This window comes from Colidextribacter sp. OB.20, from assembly GCF_009911595.1.
Lineage (GTDB): Bacteria > Bacillota > Clostridia > Oscillospirales > Oscillospiraceae > Lawsonibacter.
On sequence record NZ_QWKG01000016.1, the window covers coordinates 12,584 to 28,736 of the forward strand.

Sequence of the window (16,153 nt, forward strand, 5' to 3'; positions counted from 1 at the left end):
CATAAAAGGCCCTCCGCCCGAGGCTCGGACAGAGGGCCGCTGTATTGACACACTTTACCACAGTTTTTATAGGTTGTCAACCGGAAATCAACGCAGTCTCAGGTTAAAATCCACATCTGACCGTCCGGCATCGTCATGGAGCTCCCCGGGAAACGGTCGATAATCTCCCCTGTCTCCAGCTTTCGCACAATAATCTCCTCCCGATGCTCCGGGTCCTCTTCCCAGTCGGAAAAATACAGCTTATCTCCGTTTCGGAACCAGAAGGACTCTCTCTCGCCGATTTCAAAGGATATGTTTTCCGGCCACAGGATTTGAAAGGTATCCTCACTCCCCTGCCGCGTCACCATCAGCGGCGCGGCCTTCAGCATCAGGTTGTAGCAGTCCTTCACTGCGGAGAGGGGGATGTCCGTCTGTTCCAAGACGTGCTCCAGAGAGCTGTCAAACTGTAGGACCGAAATCCGTCCGGCGGGAAAATCTGCCATTAAAATCGCGATTCTGCCGTTATGGCAGATGGGACAACGGCCCAAATACTGCCCCCTCTGAGCAATCACCGGCTGGACTGCCCTTCCGTCCGGGTAGTGGACAAAAAGCAGCTTATTCCGGTCTACAGGATGCCCCATCTGGAACAGCTCCTCCGCCTCATACAGGTCGCCGTTTGTATAATCCATCCCCCAATACCACTCATTACTGCCGGCCAGAGGCTCCAAATATGTGATTCCCTGTGTCTCGATCTGTTTCATAAATGGTTCCATTCAAACTGCCTCACATTTCGTTTCGACGGTAAATCAGCTCTGCAAACTGTCCATACTGCTTTACTTCCTCCAGCCGAAAGCGTTTTAATCCCTCCTTCTGGGTAAACAGAGGTATCCCCTCCCCTAACAGCACAGGGGCGACCTGAATAACCAAATGATGCACCATATCCCGCTCCAGCAGCGGGGCCAGAATAGTGTTTCCGCCGATAATCCAGATGTTCTTATCCGGACTTAGTCCCGCCACAAATTCCGCCACATCCCCGCTCACCGGGATAAATCCCTTCTGCGGCAGGCTGGCGGCGTGGGTAAAGACATAGTTTTCCGTGGTGGGGTAGACACTGGCGGCATCCTCCAGCTGGGCGATCTCCTCAAAGGTCCGTTTACCCATGATAGTGACGTCCATTTCGCTGTAAAAACGGTCGCAGTCTGTCTCCTCTGGACTGCCCGTCTCGTGAAGCCAGTTCAGTCCGTGATTTTTGTCGGCCAGATATCCGTCCAGGGTGACGCAGCCGTAGAAAAATACGCTCATTTCTTCTCCTCTCCTTTATTCAAATCCGTGCCACACCGGACTTTCGGGCGGCCTCGGCCACGGCCTGGGCCACGGCGGGACCCACCTGGGGGTCGAAGGCCTGGGGGATGATGTAGTCCTCGGACAGTTCCCCATCAGAGATCAGCCCGGCCAGGGCCTGAGCGGCGGCCAGCTTCATCTCCTCGTTGATGTCGCTGGCCCGGACGTCCAGTGCCCCCCGAAACACGCCGGGGAAGGCCAGCACGTTGTTGATCTGGTTGGGGTAGTCGCTGCGCCCGGTGGACACCACCTTCGCACCACCCGCCTTGGCGTCGCCGGGGAAAATCTCGGGGGTGGGGTTGGCGCAGGCAAAGACGATGGCGTCCTGATTCATGGTTTTGACCATCTCGGTGGTGACGGTGCCCGGAGCGGAGACGCCGATAAACACGTCGGCCCCCACCAGGGCGTCGGCCAGGGAGCCGGCCTTCTTCTCCAGGTTGGTGACCTGTGCCATCTCCTCCTTGATCCAGTTGAGACCCTCCCGGCCGGCGTAGATGGCCCCCTTCCGGTCGCACATGGTGACATTTTTGAACCCGGCGGACAGCAACAGACGGACAATAGAGATGGCGGCGGCTCCCGCCCCGGAGGTGACCACCTTTACCTCCTCCTTCTTTTTGCCCACCACCTTCAGGGCGTTGGTCAGGCCGGCCAGGGTGATAATGGCGGTGCCGTGCTGGTCGTCGTGGAAGATAGGGATGTCGCATTTCTCCTTCAGCTTCCGCTCAATCTCGAAACACCGGGGGGCGGCGATATCCTCCAGGTTGATACCGCCGAAGGAGCCGGAGATGTTGTAGACCGTCTGAACAAACTCGTCCACGTCCTTGGTCTTTACACACAGGGGGAAGGCGTCCACCCCGCCGAAGGTCTTGAACAGCACGCACTTGCCCTCCATCACGGGCATGCCGGCTTCGGGCCCGATGTCCCCCAGGCCCAGGACGGCGGTGCCGTCGGTGATGACGGCCACCAGGTTGTGCCGCCGGGTGAGCTCGTAGCTTTTTGTGATGTCCTCCTGGATGGCCAGACAGGGCTGGGCCACCCCGGGGGTGTAGGCCAGGGACAGGGAGTCCTTGTCGTTGGCGGGTACTGTGGCCACTACCTCAATCTTTCCCTTCCACTCACCATGCAGGCGCAGGCTTTCCTTCGCGTAATCCATAAATATTCTCCCCTTTTTTGAAATCAGTATAGTTTAGGCTGATCTTATTATACTAAACTCTGGAAAAAGCGCAATGGGCACTTTGATTTTCTTCTCTTTCTCGGCTTTTTCCTCACAAATCTACACATTTTTGTCCCGTTTTTATCAGTTTCACCGTTGACGATAACGGGTATTTCTGGTAAAATGACATTTATCTGGCCTTTCAATGTGAATAATTTGTAAACAGGAGGAATTTATGGAACATCATCACAGAGGAGAATGGGGGAGCAATCTGGGCTTCCTTATGGCCGCCGTGGGTTCTGCGGTTGGTCTGGGCAATATCTGGGCCTTCCCCTATAAAATGGGCGCCAGCGGCGGCTTCGCCTTTCTGGTCATCTATCTGATTCTGGCCGCTACCATCGGCTTCAGCATCATGCTGTGCGAGCTGGCCATCGGCCGGCGGGCGGGCCGGAGCGTCCTAGTGAGCTATCAGCAGGCAGGCGGCAAAATGGGCACCTTCCTGGGCTTTTTGGCCATGCTCTCCCCCTTCCTGATCCTCAGCTTCTACACCGTTCTGGGCGCCTACTGCATGGAGTATATGTCCCTGAATCTGGCTGACCTGGCCTTCGGTGTGGCGGCTATGGCGGGTATGTCCGGCGGCGACACCTTCGGCTCTATGCTCACCAATCAGTTCGGCTCCGTGGCCTTCACCTTCCTCTTTATCTGCATCTGCCTCCTCATTATCCGAGGCGGCATTAAAGACGGCATTGAGAAGTTCAACAAGATCGGCATGCCTGCCCTGTTTGTCATGCTGGTCATTGTGATTGTCCGGGCTGTCACCCTGCCCGGGGCCAGCGAGGGCCTGGCCTTCATGTTTGCCCCCAACTTCGCCCCGCTGAAGGAGAACTTCCTCAAGGTACTCTCCACTGCCGGCGGACAGATGTTCTTCTCCCTCTCCCTGGCTATGGGCATCACCGTCACCTACGGCTCCTACCTGAGCAAGAAGGAGAGCTTGGTGAAGAACTCCCTCATTATTATCATCTCTGATACTATTGTGGCTATTATGGCTGGTATGGCCGTTCTGCCCGCTGCGTTCGCCCTGGGCGGCGAAAACGCGGAGAAGGCCGGCCCCAAGCTGCTGTTCATCACCCTCCAGGACGTGTTTAACGCCATGGGCCCCACCGGCCCCATCTTCGGCGTGCTGTTCTATCTGCTGGTCATCCTGGCCGCCATTACCTCCGCTATCGCTCTGCTGGAGGTGCTGGCCACCTTCCTGTCTGACCGAATTGCTCTGAAGGGCCACACGCCCAACCGCGCCAAGCTGGTCACCATCGTCTGCCTTGTGGTCTTTGCCGAGGCTGCTCTGGTAGCCGCCGACGGCCTGGGCTCCAACGGCCTGTGGATTCCCTTCCATGAGACGGGCCGGAATCTGGGCGGCTCCTGGCTGGACTTCATGGACTTCATCTCTGAGGGTGTGGCCATGCCTCTGGGCGCCCTGCTTATGTCCGTCTGGATCGGCTGGTTTGTGGGTCCCAAGCTGGTCCGGGACGAGGTGGAGCTGGAGGGCCACAAGATGGGCTCCGGCCTGTATGCCTTCTTCAACTTCTGCATCAAGTTCATTGTCCCCATTGCCATGGCCTTTGTCCTGTATGGTCAGGTGATGGAGTTTATGAGGATTCCATCCTGAACCCCAAAACTTCGGGGCGCACAGCTGAATTGCTGTGCGCCCCGTTTTTACTTTTTGTGATAGGCCTCCGCCTGTTCCAGCAGCTCCGCCGCACTCTTGCGCAGAACGTCGGTAACGGCTGCCCCGCCGATGAGGCGGGCCAGCTCCTCCACCCTGCCCTGGCGTTCCAGCCAGCCCACCCGGGTATAGGTGCGGCCTGCCTCCTCCCCCTTCTCCACCATGAAGTGTACGTCCGCCATGGCGGCAATCTGGGGCAGGTGGGTGACGCACAGCACCTGCTTGCGCCGGGCCACGTCGGCCATCTTCTCGGCCACTTTCTGGGCCGCCCGGCCGGACACGCCGGTGTCTACCTCGTCGAAGACCAGACTGCCCACGCCGTCGTCCTCGGCCAGCACGTTCTTTAGAGCCAGCATAATCCGGGCCAGCTCGCCGCCGGAGGCCACCTTCTGAATGGGCTTGAGGGCCTCGCCCAGGTTGGCGGACATGAGGAACTGCACCTGGTCCATCCCGGTGTCATCCATGCTGTCCTGGCCCGGGCCAGGGGCAAACTCGGTGACAAACTGCACCTTGGGCATGTCCAGCTGGCGCAGCTCCTCCTGGACCCGCCTCTGGAGACTGTCCGCCGCCTTCCTCCGGGCCTCGGTGAGGGCCTCTCCCCTCTTCCGGGCCACTTTTTTGGCCTTCTCCAGCTCCCTCTCCAGCCGCTGAATGGTGTCGTCGGCGTCCTGGATCTGCTCCAGCTCCCCTTTGCTCTTTTCCAGATAGTCCAGCATATCGGCCACCGTAGGGCCGTATTTCTTTTTCAGCCGGTAGATAACATCCAGCCGGCTCTCCAGCCGGTCTAACTCCTCCGGTGAGAAATCAAACTCGTCGGCGAAATCCCGGAGAATTTCCGCCGCGTCATCGGCGGCGCTGCTCAGGGCGGACAGCTTCTCCGACAGCTCCCCCAGCTGGGGGCTCAGCCTGGCAACCGAGCGGACCGCCCCCTCCGCCTCACTGATGAGGTCGCAGGCCCCCTGGCTGTCATCCCCCCCGGACAGGGCAAAGCGGGCCTCCTGGACCGCCTCCATCAGCTTGCCGGAGCTGCGCAGCAGTGTCTTTCTGGCATCCAGCTCCTCGTCCTCCCCAGGGCGCAACTCCGCCCGCTCCAGCTCCCTGATCTGATACTCCAGGGTGTCCACCCGGCGGGAGCGCTCCGCCTCGTCCATCTCCAGCGCCCCGATCTGTCTGCGCAGTTCGGCCATGGAGCGGTAAGCGGTCTGATATTCCTCCAGCAGAGGGGCCGTCCTGCCAAAGCTGTCCAGATACCCCAGATGACACTCCGGGTCCAGCAGCATCTGGCCGTCGTGCTGGCCGTGGATATTGAGCAGCTGCCTGCCCAGCTCCCGCAGCTGGGCCACCGTCACCAGCCGGCCGTTGACCCGGCACAGGTTCTTCCCGTCCCCGCGAATCTCCCGCTGGAGGAGCAGCTCCTCCTCCTGGGGCCCCAGGCCGTTGTCCTCCAGCCAGGGCAGCGGGGGCAGGTCAGCAAAGACGGCGGTGACAAGAGCCGACTTGGCTCCGGTGCGGATCAGCTCCCGGCTGGTCCGCTCCCCCAAAACAGCGCTGATAGCGTCAATGACAATGGACTTGCCCGCGCCGGTCTCGCCGGTGAGGACGTTGAATCCCCCGCCAAATTGGATGTCCACCGACTCAATAATCGCGATATTTTCGATGTGAAGCAAGGAGAGCATAGCCCCTCCCTCCCGTTCTTTCTATTTCAGAAGTTTATGGACCTCGCTGCAAAATTGCTGGGCAAGGCTGTTATCGTGCATGATCAAAATGCCCGTGTCGTCTCCGGCCAGGGTGCCCACCATGCCGTCAATCTCCATATTGTCCAGGGCGGAGCAGGCAGCGGAGGCCAGGCCGGGCATGGTGCGGACAACCACAATATTCTGGGCCACATCCACCGAGACGACACCTTCCTTAAAAATATTCCGCAACCGGGTATCGGAGGCGGAGGAGAGCTTGCGGTCGGACAGGGTATAGCGATAGCCGCCAGAACCGGTAAGCTCCTTCACCAGCCGCAGCTCCTTGATGTCCCGGGAAATGGTGGCCTGGGTGGTGGTAAAGCCCCGGGCCCGCAGCTCCTCCAGGAGCTGATCCTGCGTGTCGATATCCTTGGCCTGTATGATTTTCAATATCTCGCCTTGCCGGACATTTTTCATGAGCTCAGCCCTCCCAGCTTTTGATTAATAATCTGGTAAAAGCTGCGGTCCGCCAGCCGGACCAGCTGGGTGGCGCGCTCCGCGCGGCAGATCTCCACCCGGTCTCCTCCGGCAAGACGGACGGCCTTTCCGCCATCCACGGACAGGTATAAATATTTGTGGTTGCCTCTGGGAAGCTGGACCGTGACCATCCGCTCCGGCGCCAGCACCATAGCCCGGGCGGCCAGCTGGTGGGCGCAGACCGGAGTGACGATGATGCCCCTGGAGGTGGGCTCCACAATGGGCCCTCCCGCCGACATGGAGTAGGCGGTGGAGCCGGTGGGGGTGGCGATGATAACGCCATCTCCTATAATGGACATGACCTTTACACGGTCTGCCAGCACCTCTACCTCAGCCACACGGGCCATGGAACCCTTGGAAATGACCGCATCGTTGAGGGCGGTGTCCTGGAAGAGGACCTTGTCTCCCCGGAGCACCTTCACATCCAGCATCATCCGCTCCTCCACGGTGTACATCCCATGGGCCAGCGGGGCCAGCAGGGGCAGCTCGCTGCGCTCCAGCTCGGCCATAAAGCCTACGCTGCCCGTGTTCACCCCCAGAATAGGCACTCCGTGAAGGGTGGCGTCCCGGGCCGCGTGGAGGATGGTTCCGTCACCACCGAAGCAGATCAGCAGGTCGGCGGTGGGCAGCTCCTTATCCAGCATGGACAGGGCAAGCTGACGAGGCAGATCCAGCCTGTCCCCTTTTTTGGGCTGAAAGGGCAGGCACAGGGTAGTCTGTGCCCCGGCGTGCTCCAGCACCCGCCTGGCCTCCAGAGCCACTCGCAGTCCTCTGTCCCGGTAAGGGTTGGAGCTGAGAACAATTTTCACGGCTGTTCCTCCTTCTATGCGCTGTGAGACTGCGCCACCAGAGCGCTCAGGTCTCCTTGCCAGGCAGGGCCCGCCCCCGCCTGGAGATGGCCCAGATACTCGATATTACCCTCCGGGCCCTTTATAGGTGAAAAGGTAATATCCTTTACAGAAAAGCCCGCCTGGGCGGCGTGGGTCAGGAAGCGCTCCAGCACCTCCAGATGGGTGGCCGGGTCCCGGACCACCCCTTTTTTGCCCACCTTGTCCTTTCCCGCCTCAAACTGAGGCTTCACCAGGCAGACCGCCTGGCCCCCCTCCCTGATCAGAGGCCGGAGAGCTGGGAGAATCAGACTCAGGGAGATGAAGGACACATCCACGGAGAAGAAATCCAACGGCTCCGGGATCTGTTCCCGGGTGAGATATCGGGCGTTGGTCCGCTCCATGCACACCACCTGGGGGTGGGTGCGCAGCCGCCAATCCAGCTGGTTGTAGCCCACATCCACAGCGTACACCAGCCGGGCCCCGTTCTGGAGCATACAGTCGGTGAAGCCGCCGGTGGAGGCGCCGATGTCGGCGCAGACCCTATCCTTCAGGTCAATTGGCCATAGGGCCATGGCCTTTTCCAGCTTCAGGCCGCCCCGGCTCACATAGCGCAGGGGTTTCTTGGAACGCACTTCCAGGGCGTCGCCCTCCTCCACAGGGCTTCCCGCCTTCAACTGCTTCTGTTCATTGACGTAGACCTCTCCTGCCATAATGAGGGCCTGAGCTTTCTGCCGGCTCTCTGCCAGACCTCGCTCCACCAGCGCTAAATCCAGTCGCTTTTTAACCACAGCCCAACACCTCCAGCGCTTTTCGGGCGATCCCCGCTCCGTTCAGGAACAGGTCCCGTTTCAGCAATGCGGAGGCCCCGTGGGGGACAAAGCCCTCGCCGCAGTTGAGCAGGACGGTCTTGGCGGGCACACCGGCCTGCTCCAGCCGGGCGGCGAGCCGCTGTCCCACACAGCCGCGGGCACTCTGCTCCTCCGCCGCCAGCAGAACCCCTGTTTTCTGGACTGACTGCTCTACCAGCTGGGAATCAAGAGGTGTAATCTGATTCAGCTTTACAACCTCGGCCTGAACGCCCTGGGCCTCCAGTAAGCTGGCCGCCTCCAAAATGTCGTTAATCTCGGTGCCGTAGCCTGCCAGAGTGATGTCACTGCCTGGGCGGAGAACGGCAGACGGCGCCTCTCCGCCGGTTCCGATATACTGTCCCTCGCCGCCTCGGGGATACCGCACCGCCACCGGCCCCTCCGTATGAAACAGAGCTCGGTCCAGCATGACCTCCAGCTCGGCAAAGCTGGAGGGAGACAGCACCGTCATATTGGGGATGGTATCCAAATAGGCGGCGTCAAATACGCCGTGGTGGGTCTCTCCGTCATCACCCACCAACCCGGCCCGGTCCACACACAAAACCACATGGAGATTGTCGATAGCGGCATCGTGGAGCAGCATATCGTAGGCGCGCTGTAAAAAGGTGGAATACACCGCAAATACAGGAATTACGCCCTGCTTGGCCATGCCGGCGGCCATGGAGGCTGCGCAGCCCTCGGCAATTCCCACGTCGAAGAAGCGGTCGGGATATTTCTGGGCAAACTGATCCAGTCCGGTGCCGCTCATCATGGCGGCGGTGATGGCGCAGACCCGCCGGTCCTGTCCGGCCAGCCGGGTCAGGGTCCGGCCAAAGACGGCGGAAAAATGATCTCCTGGCTGCTTTTTTGCCCGGCCGGTGAGGGGATCAAAGGGGGCGACGCCGTGAAAGGCGTCCGGATTCTCCTCCGCGGGGGGAAACCCTTTTCCCTTTACAGTCTTTACGTGGAGAAAGATGGGCTCGTCGATGTCCTTGGCGTATCGCAGCAGCTTGGTCAGCTGGGAGAGGTTGTGTCCGTCCACCGGCCCCAGGTAGCGAAAACCCATGTCCTCAAACATGCTGCAGGGCAGCAGGGTCTGCTTCATCGCCTGCTTCAGCCGATGGGTGACCCGATAGACGGCCCGGCCCAGAGTAGTGGCGTTCATAATTCGGCGGTAGTGCTTTTTCAGGGTGAGATACTGGGGTTTGAGCCGCTGCTTGGCCAGGTGGTCGGCCACAGCGCCTACATTTTGGGTGATAGACATGCCGTTGTCATTGAGAATCACTAAAATTTGCTGTCCGCACTCCCCCGCGTTGGACAGGCCCTCGTAGGCCAGCCCTCCGGTAAGCGCACCGTCGCCCAGCAGGGCGATGACCTTATAGTCCTCCCCCAGCATATCTCGAGCCCGGGTCATACCCAGAGCCACCGCCACCGAGTTGGAGGCGTGTCCGGCGATAAAGGCGTCGTGAACGCTCTCACAGGGCTTGGGAAAGCCAGCAATGCCGCCGTACTGCCGCAGGGTGGACATCTGATCCCGCCGGCCGGTGAGCAGCTTGTGGATGTAGCACTGGTGGCCCACGTCAAAGACCAGCCGGTCCACCGAGGTGTCGAACACTTGGTGGATAGCCACCATCAGCTCCACCGTCCCCAGATTGGAGGCCAGGTGCCCCCCGGTCTGGGAGACGTCCTCTACCAGCTCCCGGCGCAGCTGGGCGCATAAAGCCTCCCCCTCCTGATCCGTAAGGCGGGAGAGGATGGGCTCATATTTTGTTTTCTCAGAGGAAACGGACAAAACAGGATCCCTCCAGGGTTTATTTATTTCGACATGCCATCTGTTCAGCCAGCCAGATGTGGAACCCGGGGCTGTCAAACCCGCTGATGGCCTCGACCGCCTGCCTGGTCAACTCCTCCACCAGGGCGGCGCAGCCCTCCAGGCCCAGAGCGGTGACAAAGGTGCTCTTCCCATTGACCCGGTCGGAGCCCACCGACTTGCCCAGCTCCTCCTTTGAGCTGGTGACGTCCAGCATGTCGTCCCGGACCTGGAAGGCCCGGCCCAGAGCCTGGGCGTAGGCGGACACCAGCTCCAGCTGCTTGACGCTCCCTCCGGCGGCGATGCAGCCCAGCACGGCGGCGGCGGAGATGAGGGCACCGGTTTTCAGACTCTGGAGCAGCTCCAGCTCCTCCAAGCTCAGGGTCCGGCTCTCGCCGGCCATGTCCAGGGCCTGCCCCCCCACCATGCCGGCGGAGCCGGCGGCCTTGGACAGGCACTCCGCCGCCTTCACGATCCGGTCGGCGGGCAGCTTGGCCTTCGTCAGCTGCTCAAAAGCGGCGGTGAGCAGGGCGTCCCCCGCCAGGATGGCGGTTGCCTCACCATAGACCCTGTGGTTGGTGAGCCTGCCCCGGCGCAGGTCGTCGTTGTCCATGGCGGGCAGGTCGTCGTGAATCAATGAGTAGGTGTGTACCATCTCCACCGCGCAGGCAAAGGGCAGGGCCGCCTCGGGGTCCCCGCCGCACAGGCGGCAGGTCTCCAGAGTGAGCACCGGGCGGATGCGCTTGCCTCCGGCCAGCAGGGAGTACTCCATAGCCTCCTGAAGGTTGGCGTGGCGGCGCTCCGCAGAGAAGGCGCTGGCCAGACAGGCCTCAATCATAGCGTGATCCCGGCTCATAACCTCTGTAAAGCCTTTTTCCATGTCATCCATTGCCTCCAAATGGCTCCTCTATGAGTTCGCCGTCCTTTCCGGCGGTAAGGAGGGTGACCTTCTGCTCTGCCTCGTCCAGCTGTTTGGTGCACTCCCGCAGCAGCTTGGCCCCCTCCTCAAAGAGGCTCATGGCCTGCTCCAGAGGGGCGTCCCCCTTCTCCAAAAGGGAGACGATCTCCTCCAGCCGGGCCATGGAGCCCTCAAAATTCAGCTTCTTTTTCGCGGCCATAGGCGCTCTCCTCCTAACGCGTCTTGTAGGGCGACGTCCTGCCCTGCATTTTTTCCTCTACCCGACAGCTTAGTTTTCCGTCCGACAGCGTCAGCGTCAGCTTATCCCCCCTGGCGACGTCATCTGTGGAGAGAACAGCCTTTCCATCCTCCCGCTGGGCGATGGCATATCCCCGGCCCAGCACCTTCAGGGGACTCATGGCATCCAGGGAGGCGGCCAAAGCCTTGAGGCGCTCCCGCTGCCGGGCGACTGTCCATGCCCCGCAGTTGGGCAGACGGCCGGACAGGGCGGTCAGCTGCTCCCGCCGTGCGGCGGTGCTGTGCCGCAGGCCGTGGGCCAGGCGGCTGTTCTGGTAGTCCAGCAGCAGCCGCTTCTCCCTGAAATAGGAGGCCGGGTCGGTCATAGGGCGGCTGTCCGCCAGCCGGTCCAGCGCCTGACGGAACCGGGCCAGCTTAGTAGTCACACTCCCCTCCAGCCGCTCTCTGTCCCCCAGAAGGACGGCATAAATCTCGTTCTGATCCGGAGTAGACAGCTCGGCGGCGTTGGAGGGGGTGGACGCGCGCAGGTCGGCCACAAAGTCGGCGACAGTCACGTCGGGCTCGTGGCCCACAGCGGAGATGACTGGAATCTCCGAGGCGTAGATGGCCCGGGCCACCACCTCCTCGTTGAAGGCCCACAGGTCCTCTATGGAGCCTCCCCCCCGGCCGGTGATAATCAGGTCGGCGGCGTTGTGAAGGTTGGCCCACTGGATGGCGGCGGCGATCTCCTGAGGGGCCTCCACCCCCTGGACCCGAACGGGAACCACCCTGACCTCAGTCAGAGGCCAACGGGCTCCCAAGATGCGGATCATATCCCGCACCGCCGCCCCGGCCGGGGAGGTGATAAGGGCAATTTTTTCCGGAAACTCCGGGATGGGCCTCTTGTGAGCGGGGTCGAAGAGTCCCTCCCGGGCCAGCTTCTCCTTCAGCTGCTCAAAGGCCAGGGCCAGGTCCCCTACCCCCTCGGGAGTGAGGCGGGCACAGTACAGCTGGTACTGCCCGTCCCGGGGAAAGACAGTCACCCGGCCGGCGGCAATCACCTGCATCCCGTTCTCCGGCCGGAAGCGCAAAAACTGGGCGTCGCTGCGGAACATGACACACCGCAGCGCCCCCTCCCCGTCCTTCAGGGTAAAGTAGTGGTGGCCGGAGGGATACATTTTATAGTTGGACAGCTCTCCCCGTACCAGCAGTCGGGACAAAAGGTGGTCCCGGTCCATCATATTTTTCAAATACTGGCCCACCTGACTGGGGGTCAGGATGGCATCCTCCCTCATGGCCGCACCCCCGCTCCCAGTGCCCGCCAGGTGAGGATGGCGGTCCCCATGGCGTTGTCAGTGGAATATTTGGGTTCGGCGAAGATGGCACCGTAGAGGTTGGTCATCCCCGCCCGCAGCTGGGAATTGGAGGCCACCCCGCCGGAGCACAGCACCGGCAGGCCGGGGTAACGCTTCTGGGCCTCCCGGGTGGCCCGCCAGACTATATTGGAGATGGTGTCGATAGTGAAGCGGGCAATATTGGCCGGCTTCTCGCCCTCCGCCGCAAGGGCCTTCACATGGTTCTCCATTCCGGAGAGAGAAAATGTAAGGTCTTTCAGCTTTACCCTTGGCTCATAACAGGTGTCCGCCTGGGCATACAGCTCGTCCAGGGCTTTACCCGCCGGGAATTGTAGTCCCAGCAGGACCCCCGTGCGGTCGATGAGCTGCCCGGCGGCCAGGTCGCTGGTGCCGCCGATGATCTCGGCAGACACTGTAAAGCCTTCTGGCTTTACGAGAAGTAATTCAGTCGTCCCGCCCGACAGGTGCCAGGCCAGGAAGGGGGCGTCCAGCAGGTCCAGCCGCCCGGCGGACCAGGCGGCGGCGGCCAGATGCCCCTGTTGGTGGGAATGGGCAAAAAACGGCACGCCTAACGCGGCGGCAATCCCCCACCCCTGACGCTCTCCCGCCAAAAAGCAGGGCATATAGGAGCCCTCCACCGCCCGTGGGCGGTCAGAGGCCCCCACAGCCTCAAGCTCCGGCCTCTCCCCCATCAGCTGCTCCAGCAGCTCAGGCAGGCGTTTCACGTGCTGAAACAGAGCGTCGCTCTGGCGCAGACCCAGCTCTCCAGGCCGCACATCCAACAGACGGCCCATGTTTTTTCCTGTCTCCCCGTCGAAGAGGGCAGCGGAGGTGGTATAGTTGCTGGTATCCAGTCCCAGAACGGTCATTCCTTCTCCGCCTCCTGGGCGGGCGTCTTTTCCGGCTTGGGCGGGGCGTCGGGGAACTCTGTCCGGACGAAGGTGCCCAAAATACCGTTGACGAAGGAAACCACCTCCGCCGGCTCATATTTCTTTGTAATCTCCACCGCCTCATTGATGGCGGCGGCATTGGGGATGTCAGACATGTAGAGCACCTCATACATAGCGGTACGCATAATGGCTGCCGCCATGCGTGGAATCCGGGCAAAGGCCCAGCCCACTGAGCAGCGGCTGATGTAATCGTCCAGCTCCGGTCCGTGGGAAAACACCCCCTGGACCAGCTCCCGGATATAGGCTTCCTGCTTCTCGTTGGGGAACTGCTCATACAGGGGCAGCTCCTCCGCCAGCTCCTGGAACCGCTCCCGGGTCAGCTCCGCGTTCAGAACCTCCTGGGCGCGGCGGGTGTCAAAGCCCAGGGCGAAAATGATATGTACGGCAATTTCTCTTGCGCTGCTTCTTGTCATAGGTACAGCCTCCTAATGTCGGTCCATAAGCTTCCTACAGTATTATATACATGAATATACAAAAAGAAAAGACCTAAATTGAAAATCTTTTCAAAGGCTGTCATTCTTCAGGCAGGCCCGGCCGATATATAATAAAGCCCGCGCAACCACAGATTTCCTCAATGTAACGGGCTTGCGGTTTACTTTTTGCGCTCCTACTCCCTAGACTGAACGAGGTGAACATAAATGGAGCTGAATCAAAAGCTGTCCCGGCTGCGAAAGGGCAAGGGACTGACACAACTGGAGCTGGCTGAGGCACTGAACGTCTCACGCCAGGCGGTATCGAGATGGGAGGTGGGAACGGCGGTCCCCACGCTGGACAACCTGATCTTCCTGAGCAGGCTGTACGGCGTGCCGCTGGACGATTTGATTCAGAGCGGAGCCCCGGTCCCCACAGCACCGGCGGAGGCGCCGCCGGACATACCGGCTCCCCCGCCGCCAGAGGCCGGCAGGTTCCACATCCCCCTGGTCCCCCTGCTGCTGGCCGTTCTGATTCTGGGCGTCGGGATTTTGATCGGGATCAGCCTCCCCAGGAAGGAGAAGATACCCGAAAGCGGGCCAAACCAGCGGGTCATGGTAGACGGTCCCCAGGGCTGGCTGGAGCGGACGCCCACAGATATCGAGGATGAATTAGAGTGGCTGGAAGCGGCAGTTAAGGATTTGCTGGGAGAAGAAAAAATATCGCCCTAAATAGGGCAGTGAATCGCTAAGGAGGATTTTATGGTAAACGAAGTGACAGATTATCGATGTGTATACAACTCATCAACCGGAACATTGACTCTTGGAAGTCTTGGAACGATCAACTTCTTCGCACTGGTGGAAGAGCTCAAAGGCACAAACATCATGCCAAATGCCGGCCAGCCCATCGTACTGAGGCCGGGGCAGCTTCGCTCGGGCGGTATCGCGTCGGAGTTCCCCTCCGTCTTTAACAGACGGGAGGCCGAACGGAATATGGCCCTGGGCCGGATATTGTGGGAAAAGATTATCACACAGTTCTCGGAGGAAAACTGCGCAAAATAGCGCAAAACAGGGACGCATTTGCGTCCCTGTTTTTTACTGTCAGCCGTAGAAGTTGTGGCCTCCGAAGGTGGTGATCAGCTGCTTGTTCCGGGCGGCCCAGCTGTTTGCCTTGGAATCGAAATACAGCGCACCCCTTGTCTCCTCCACCACGCCGCCGTCCATCACCAGCTTGGCAGCGATGATGCTGGACGGGGAGGGCTCAGTTTTGCGCAGAACGCCGGAGGCGTAGGTACTGAACTGATTCTTCTGGGCCAGGACCTCCTCCACCGTATTGGGGAAGGCGGGGGTGGGATCTGCCACCCGGTTGAGTACCACGTTGCCCACAGCCATCTGCCCCTCCAGAGACTGGTTGCCGCTCTCCCGGTAGATTACCCGGGACAGCCAGAACAGGTCACCCTGGTTGTAGAAGCTGTCACCAGGGACAATGGCCCCGGACCCGCTGGTGACGGTAATTGCCGCAGTGGCTCCATCGTAATCCACACGGGCGTCGAAGGCCTTGGCGGCAGTCCGCAGGGGAACCGACACCTGACCGGCCTCATCCAGCTGGACCTGCTCCGGAATATAGAGATACCTGCCGTTGGCCTCCACATAGAGCTGGCCGACCTTGGCAGTCAGCGAGAGCCTATCCGTGGTGATGGTCATGGTACTGCCGTCCCAATCGCACTTGGCGTAGGGCGTCAGCGCCTGGGCCATAGCGGCCAGAGCCACATAGGTGGTGTTCTGCACATTCCGCTGGTTCAGTGACTGGGGGGCGGGCTGGCCGTTGATGGACAGCGTGCCGGAGGCGGAAACCGGGACAGCCGCCTCTGTGGGGTCGATCCCCGTGGCAGCCTCAACTGCCTGAGTAAACTGTGTGTCGAGTGATTGCGCTTCAGTCTCAAGCGCCGTGTTTGAGAGAACGGCGCTCTCCTCCTCTGCCAAGAGGGCAGCCGCCGGCTGTGTCGGAACCGAGGCGGCGCCCATCAGGAGGAGCAAGGCAAAGGCGCCCAGCATCGCGGAGAATAGCTTGCGTTTCATTGTCTGCACTCCTTTTTTTGCTTGGTTTGATACGCTTTTGTCAGAATTATGACAACCAAAAGCAACTCCCTGTTACTTTTGTAACCACATTGTAACCAATTCGGATTCTCAAAACAAGGGCAAAACTGCCTATAAATAGCAGGTTCAAATTGTATAATTTGTTGGATACTCACAAGAATACCCCTGTTTTTCCGGATTTTTTCCCTTCGCAGCCAATCTGTGACAAGGTTCGAAGGCAAAAAAATTCCGCCTCCGGGCTTTAGGCGCCGTTTGAAAAATGGAAATATGCACAGTGGCGAGGGATTTTTCTGCCAGACAAACACAATTTTTCGC

17 protein-coding genes are annotated in these 16,153 nt (G+C 60.4%); 3 read left to right on the plus strand and 14 right to left on the minus strand.

The annotated features are described in order from the left end of the window. Nucleotides 1–98 precede the first annotated feature (98 nt). The 3 genes from D1641_RS04965 to D1641_RS04975 are packed head-to-tail and all read right to left on the minus strand — an operon-like array spanning nucleotide 99 to nucleotide 2,473. Complete coding sequence (locus tag D1641_RS04965; RefSeq protein ID WP_243149261.1) at nucleotides 99–752, minus strand: hypothetical protein; 654 nt, start codon at nucleotides 750–752, stop codon at nucleotides 99–101. A 10-nt stretch (nucleotides 753–762) separates the two neighbouring features. Further along, a complete protein-coding gene (locus tag D1641_RS04970) occupies nucleotides 763–1,281 on the minus strand; it encodes a dihydrofolate reductase family protein (protein ID WP_160663296.1) in 519 nt (172 codons plus the stop codon). Nucleotides 1,282–1,300: 19 nt separating this feature from the next. Then, nucleotides 1,301–2,473, minus strand: coding sequence for a malic enzyme-like NAD(P)-binding protein (locus D1641_RS04975; RefSeq protein WP_160663297.1), 1,173 nt, complete (start codon nucleotides 2,471–2,473; stop codon nucleotides 1,301–1,303). Between the two features lie 235 nt (nucleotides 2,474–2,708). Between D1641_RS04975 and D1641_RS04980 the strand changes: the two genes are divergently transcribed. Beyond that, a complete protein-coding gene (locus tag D1641_RS04980; RefSeq protein WP_160663298.1) occupies nucleotides 2,709–4,139 on the plus strand; it encodes a sodium-dependent transporter in 1,431 nt (476 codons plus the stop codon). 47 nt (nucleotides 4,140–4,186) lie between these two features. Here the strand turns inward: D1641_RS04980 and recN are convergent, their stop codons facing one another. From recN to nusB, 10 genes are read right to left on the minus strand one after another with little or no spacing between them, the layout of a single operon-like run. Next, entirely contained in the window at nucleotides 4,187–5,872 is a 1,686-nt protein-coding gene (gene recN, locus D1641_RS04985; RefSeq protein ID WP_160663299.1) for a DNA repair protein RecN, read from the minus strand. 21 nt (nucleotides 5,873–5,893) lie between these two features. Beyond that, complete coding sequence (gene argR, locus D1641_RS04990) at nucleotides 5,894–6,346, minus strand: arginine repressor (RefSeq protein ID WP_160663300.1); 453 nt, start codon at nucleotides 6,344–6,346, stop codon at nucleotides 5,894–5,896. After that, entirely contained in the window at nucleotides 6,343–7,215 is an 873-nt protein-coding gene (locus D1641_RS04995; RefSeq protein WP_160663301.1) for an NAD(+)/NADH kinase, read from the minus strand. Before D1641_RS04995 ends, argR begins: the two co-directional genes overlap by 4 nt. A 14-nt stretch (nucleotides 7,216–7,229) precedes the next feature. Then, nucleotides 7,230–8,024: a TlyA family RNA methyltransferase gene (locus D1641_RS05000; protein WP_160663302.1), complete on the minus strand. Its 795-nt coding sequence runs from the start codon at nucleotides 8,022–8,024 to the stop codon at nucleotides 7,230–7,232. Beyond that, nucleotides 8,017–9,873 carry a 1-deoxy-D-xylulose-5-phosphate synthase gene (dxs, locus tag D1641_RS05005; RefSeq protein ID WP_160663303.1) on the minus strand — a complete coding sequence of 619 codons (1,857 nt, stop codon included), beginning with the start codon at nucleotides 9,871–9,873 and terminating at the stop codon, nucleotides 8,017–8,019. The genes D1641_RS05000 and dxs overlap by 8 nt, the downstream gene beginning before the upstream one ends. A 19-nt stretch (nucleotides 9,874–9,892) precedes the next feature. Further along, nucleotides 9,893–10,780: a polyprenyl synthetase family protein gene (locus D1641_RS05010; RefSeq protein ID WP_243149262.1), complete on the minus strand. Its 888-nt coding sequence runs from the start codon at nucleotides 10,778–10,780 to the stop codon at nucleotides 9,893–9,895. After that, on the minus strand, nucleotides 10,773–11,009 hold the full coding sequence (locus D1641_RS05015; protein ID WP_160663304.1) for an exodeoxyribonuclease VII small subunit: 237 nt from the start codon (nucleotides 11,007–11,009) through the stop codon (nucleotides 10,773–10,775). The genes D1641_RS05010 and D1641_RS05015 overlap by 8 nt, the downstream gene beginning before the upstream one ends. A gap of 13 nt (nucleotides 11,010–11,022) precedes the next feature. After that, a complete protein-coding gene (xseA, locus tag D1641_RS05020) occupies nucleotides 11,023–12,321 on the minus strand; it encodes an exodeoxyribonuclease VII large subunit (protein ID WP_160663305.1) in 1,299 nt (432 codons plus the stop codon). Beyond that, the gene (locus D1641_RS05025) at nucleotides 12,318–13,250 is read right to left on the minus strand and encodes a DNA-binding protein (RefSeq protein ID WP_160663306.1); all 933 of its coding nucleotides are present in this window, start codon (nucleotides 13,248–13,250) and stop codon (nucleotides 12,318–12,320) included. Before D1641_RS05025 ends, xseA begins: the two co-directional genes overlap by 4 nt. Continuing rightward, nucleotides 13,247–13,744: a transcription antitermination factor NusB gene (gene nusB / locus D1641_RS05030; protein ID WP_160663307.1), complete on the minus strand. Its 498-nt coding sequence runs from the start codon at nucleotides 13,742–13,744 to the stop codon at nucleotides 13,247–13,249. Before nusB ends, D1641_RS05025 begins: the two co-directional genes overlap by 4 nt. Before the next feature lie 225 nt (nucleotides 13,745–13,969). On the opposite strand from nusB, the gene D1641_RS05035 reads away from it, so the two are divergent. Together D1641_RS05035 and D1641_RS05040 are read left to right on the plus strand one after the other, a co-directional pair. After that, the gene (locus D1641_RS05035) at nucleotides 13,970–14,473 is read left to right on the plus strand and encodes a helix-turn-helix transcriptional regulator (RefSeq protein ID WP_160663308.1); all 504 of its coding nucleotides are present in this window, start codon (nucleotides 13,970–13,972) and stop codon (nucleotides 14,471–14,473) included. Nucleotides 14,474–14,503: 30 nt separating this feature from the next. Continuing rightward, on the plus strand, nucleotides 14,504–14,803 hold the full coding sequence (locus D1641_RS05040; protein ID WP_160663310.1) for a hypothetical protein: 300 nt from the start codon (nucleotides 14,504–14,506) through the stop codon (nucleotides 14,801–14,803). Between the two features lie 39 nt (nucleotides 14,804–14,842). On the opposite strand, the gene D1641_RS05045 is transcribed toward D1641_RS05040, so the two are convergent. Then, on the minus strand, nucleotides 14,843–15,820 hold the full coding sequence (locus D1641_RS05045; RefSeq protein ID WP_160663312.1) for a cell wall hydrolase: 978 nt from the start codon (nucleotides 15,818–15,820) through the stop codon (nucleotides 14,843–14,845). Between the last annotated feature and the right edge of the window lie 333 nt (nucleotides 15,821–16,153).

Bases quoted from the DNA above. Each gene is read 5' to 3' on its own strand.
- D1641_RS04965 (WP_243149261.1), bottom strand. From the start codon at position 752: ATGGAACCATTTATGAAACAGATCGAGACACAGGGAATCACATATTTG.
- D1641_RS04970 (WP_160663296.1), bottom strand. From the start codon at position 1,281: ATGAGCGTATTTTTCTACGGCTGCGTCACCCTGGACGGATATCTGGCC.
- D1641_RS04975 (WP_160663297.1), bottom strand. From the start codon at position 2,473: ATGGATTACGCGAAGGAAAGCCTGCGCCTGCATGGTGAGTGGAAGGGA.
- D1641_RS04980 (WP_160663298.1), top strand. From the start codon at position 2,709: ATGGAACATCATCACAGAGGAGAATGGGGGAGCAATCTGGGCTTCCTT.
- recN (WP_160663299.1), bottom strand. From the start codon at position 5,872: ATGCTCTCCTTGCTTCACATCGAAAATATCGCGATTATTGAGTCGGTG.
- argR (WP_160663300.1), bottom strand. From the start codon at position 6,346: ATGAAAAATGTCCGGCAAGGCGAGATATTGAAAATCATACAGGCCAAG.
- D1641_RS05010 (WP_243149262.1), bottom strand. From the start codon at position 10,780: ATGGATGACATGGAAAAAGGCTTTACAGAGGTTATGAGCCGGGATCAC.
- D1641_RS05015 (WP_160663304.1), bottom strand. From the start codon at position 11,009: ATGGCCGCGAAAAAGAAGCTGAATTTTGAGGGCTCCATGGCCCGGCTG.
- xseA (WP_160663305.1), bottom strand. From the start codon at position 12,321: ATGAGGGAGGATGCCATCCTGACCCCCAGTCAGGTGGGCCAGTATTTG.
- D1641_RS05025 (WP_160663306.1), bottom strand. From the start codon at position 13,250: ATGACCGTTCTGGGACTGGATACCAGCAACTATACCACCTCCGCTGCC.
- nusB (WP_160663307.1), bottom strand. From the start codon at position 13,744: ATGACAAGAAGCAGCGCAAGAGAAATTGCCGTACATATCATTTTCGCC.
- D1641_RS05035 (WP_160663308.1), top strand. From the start codon at position 13,970: ATGGAGCTGAATCAAAAGCTGTCCCGGCTGCGAAAGGGCAAGGGACTG.
- D1641_RS05040 (WP_160663310.1), top strand. From the start codon at position 14,504: ATGGTAAACGAAGTGACAGATTATCGATGTGTATACAACTCATCAACC.
- D1641_RS05045 (WP_160663312.1), bottom strand. From the start codon at position 15,820: ATGAAACGCAAGCTATTCTCCGCGATGCTGGGCGCCTTTGCCTTGCTC.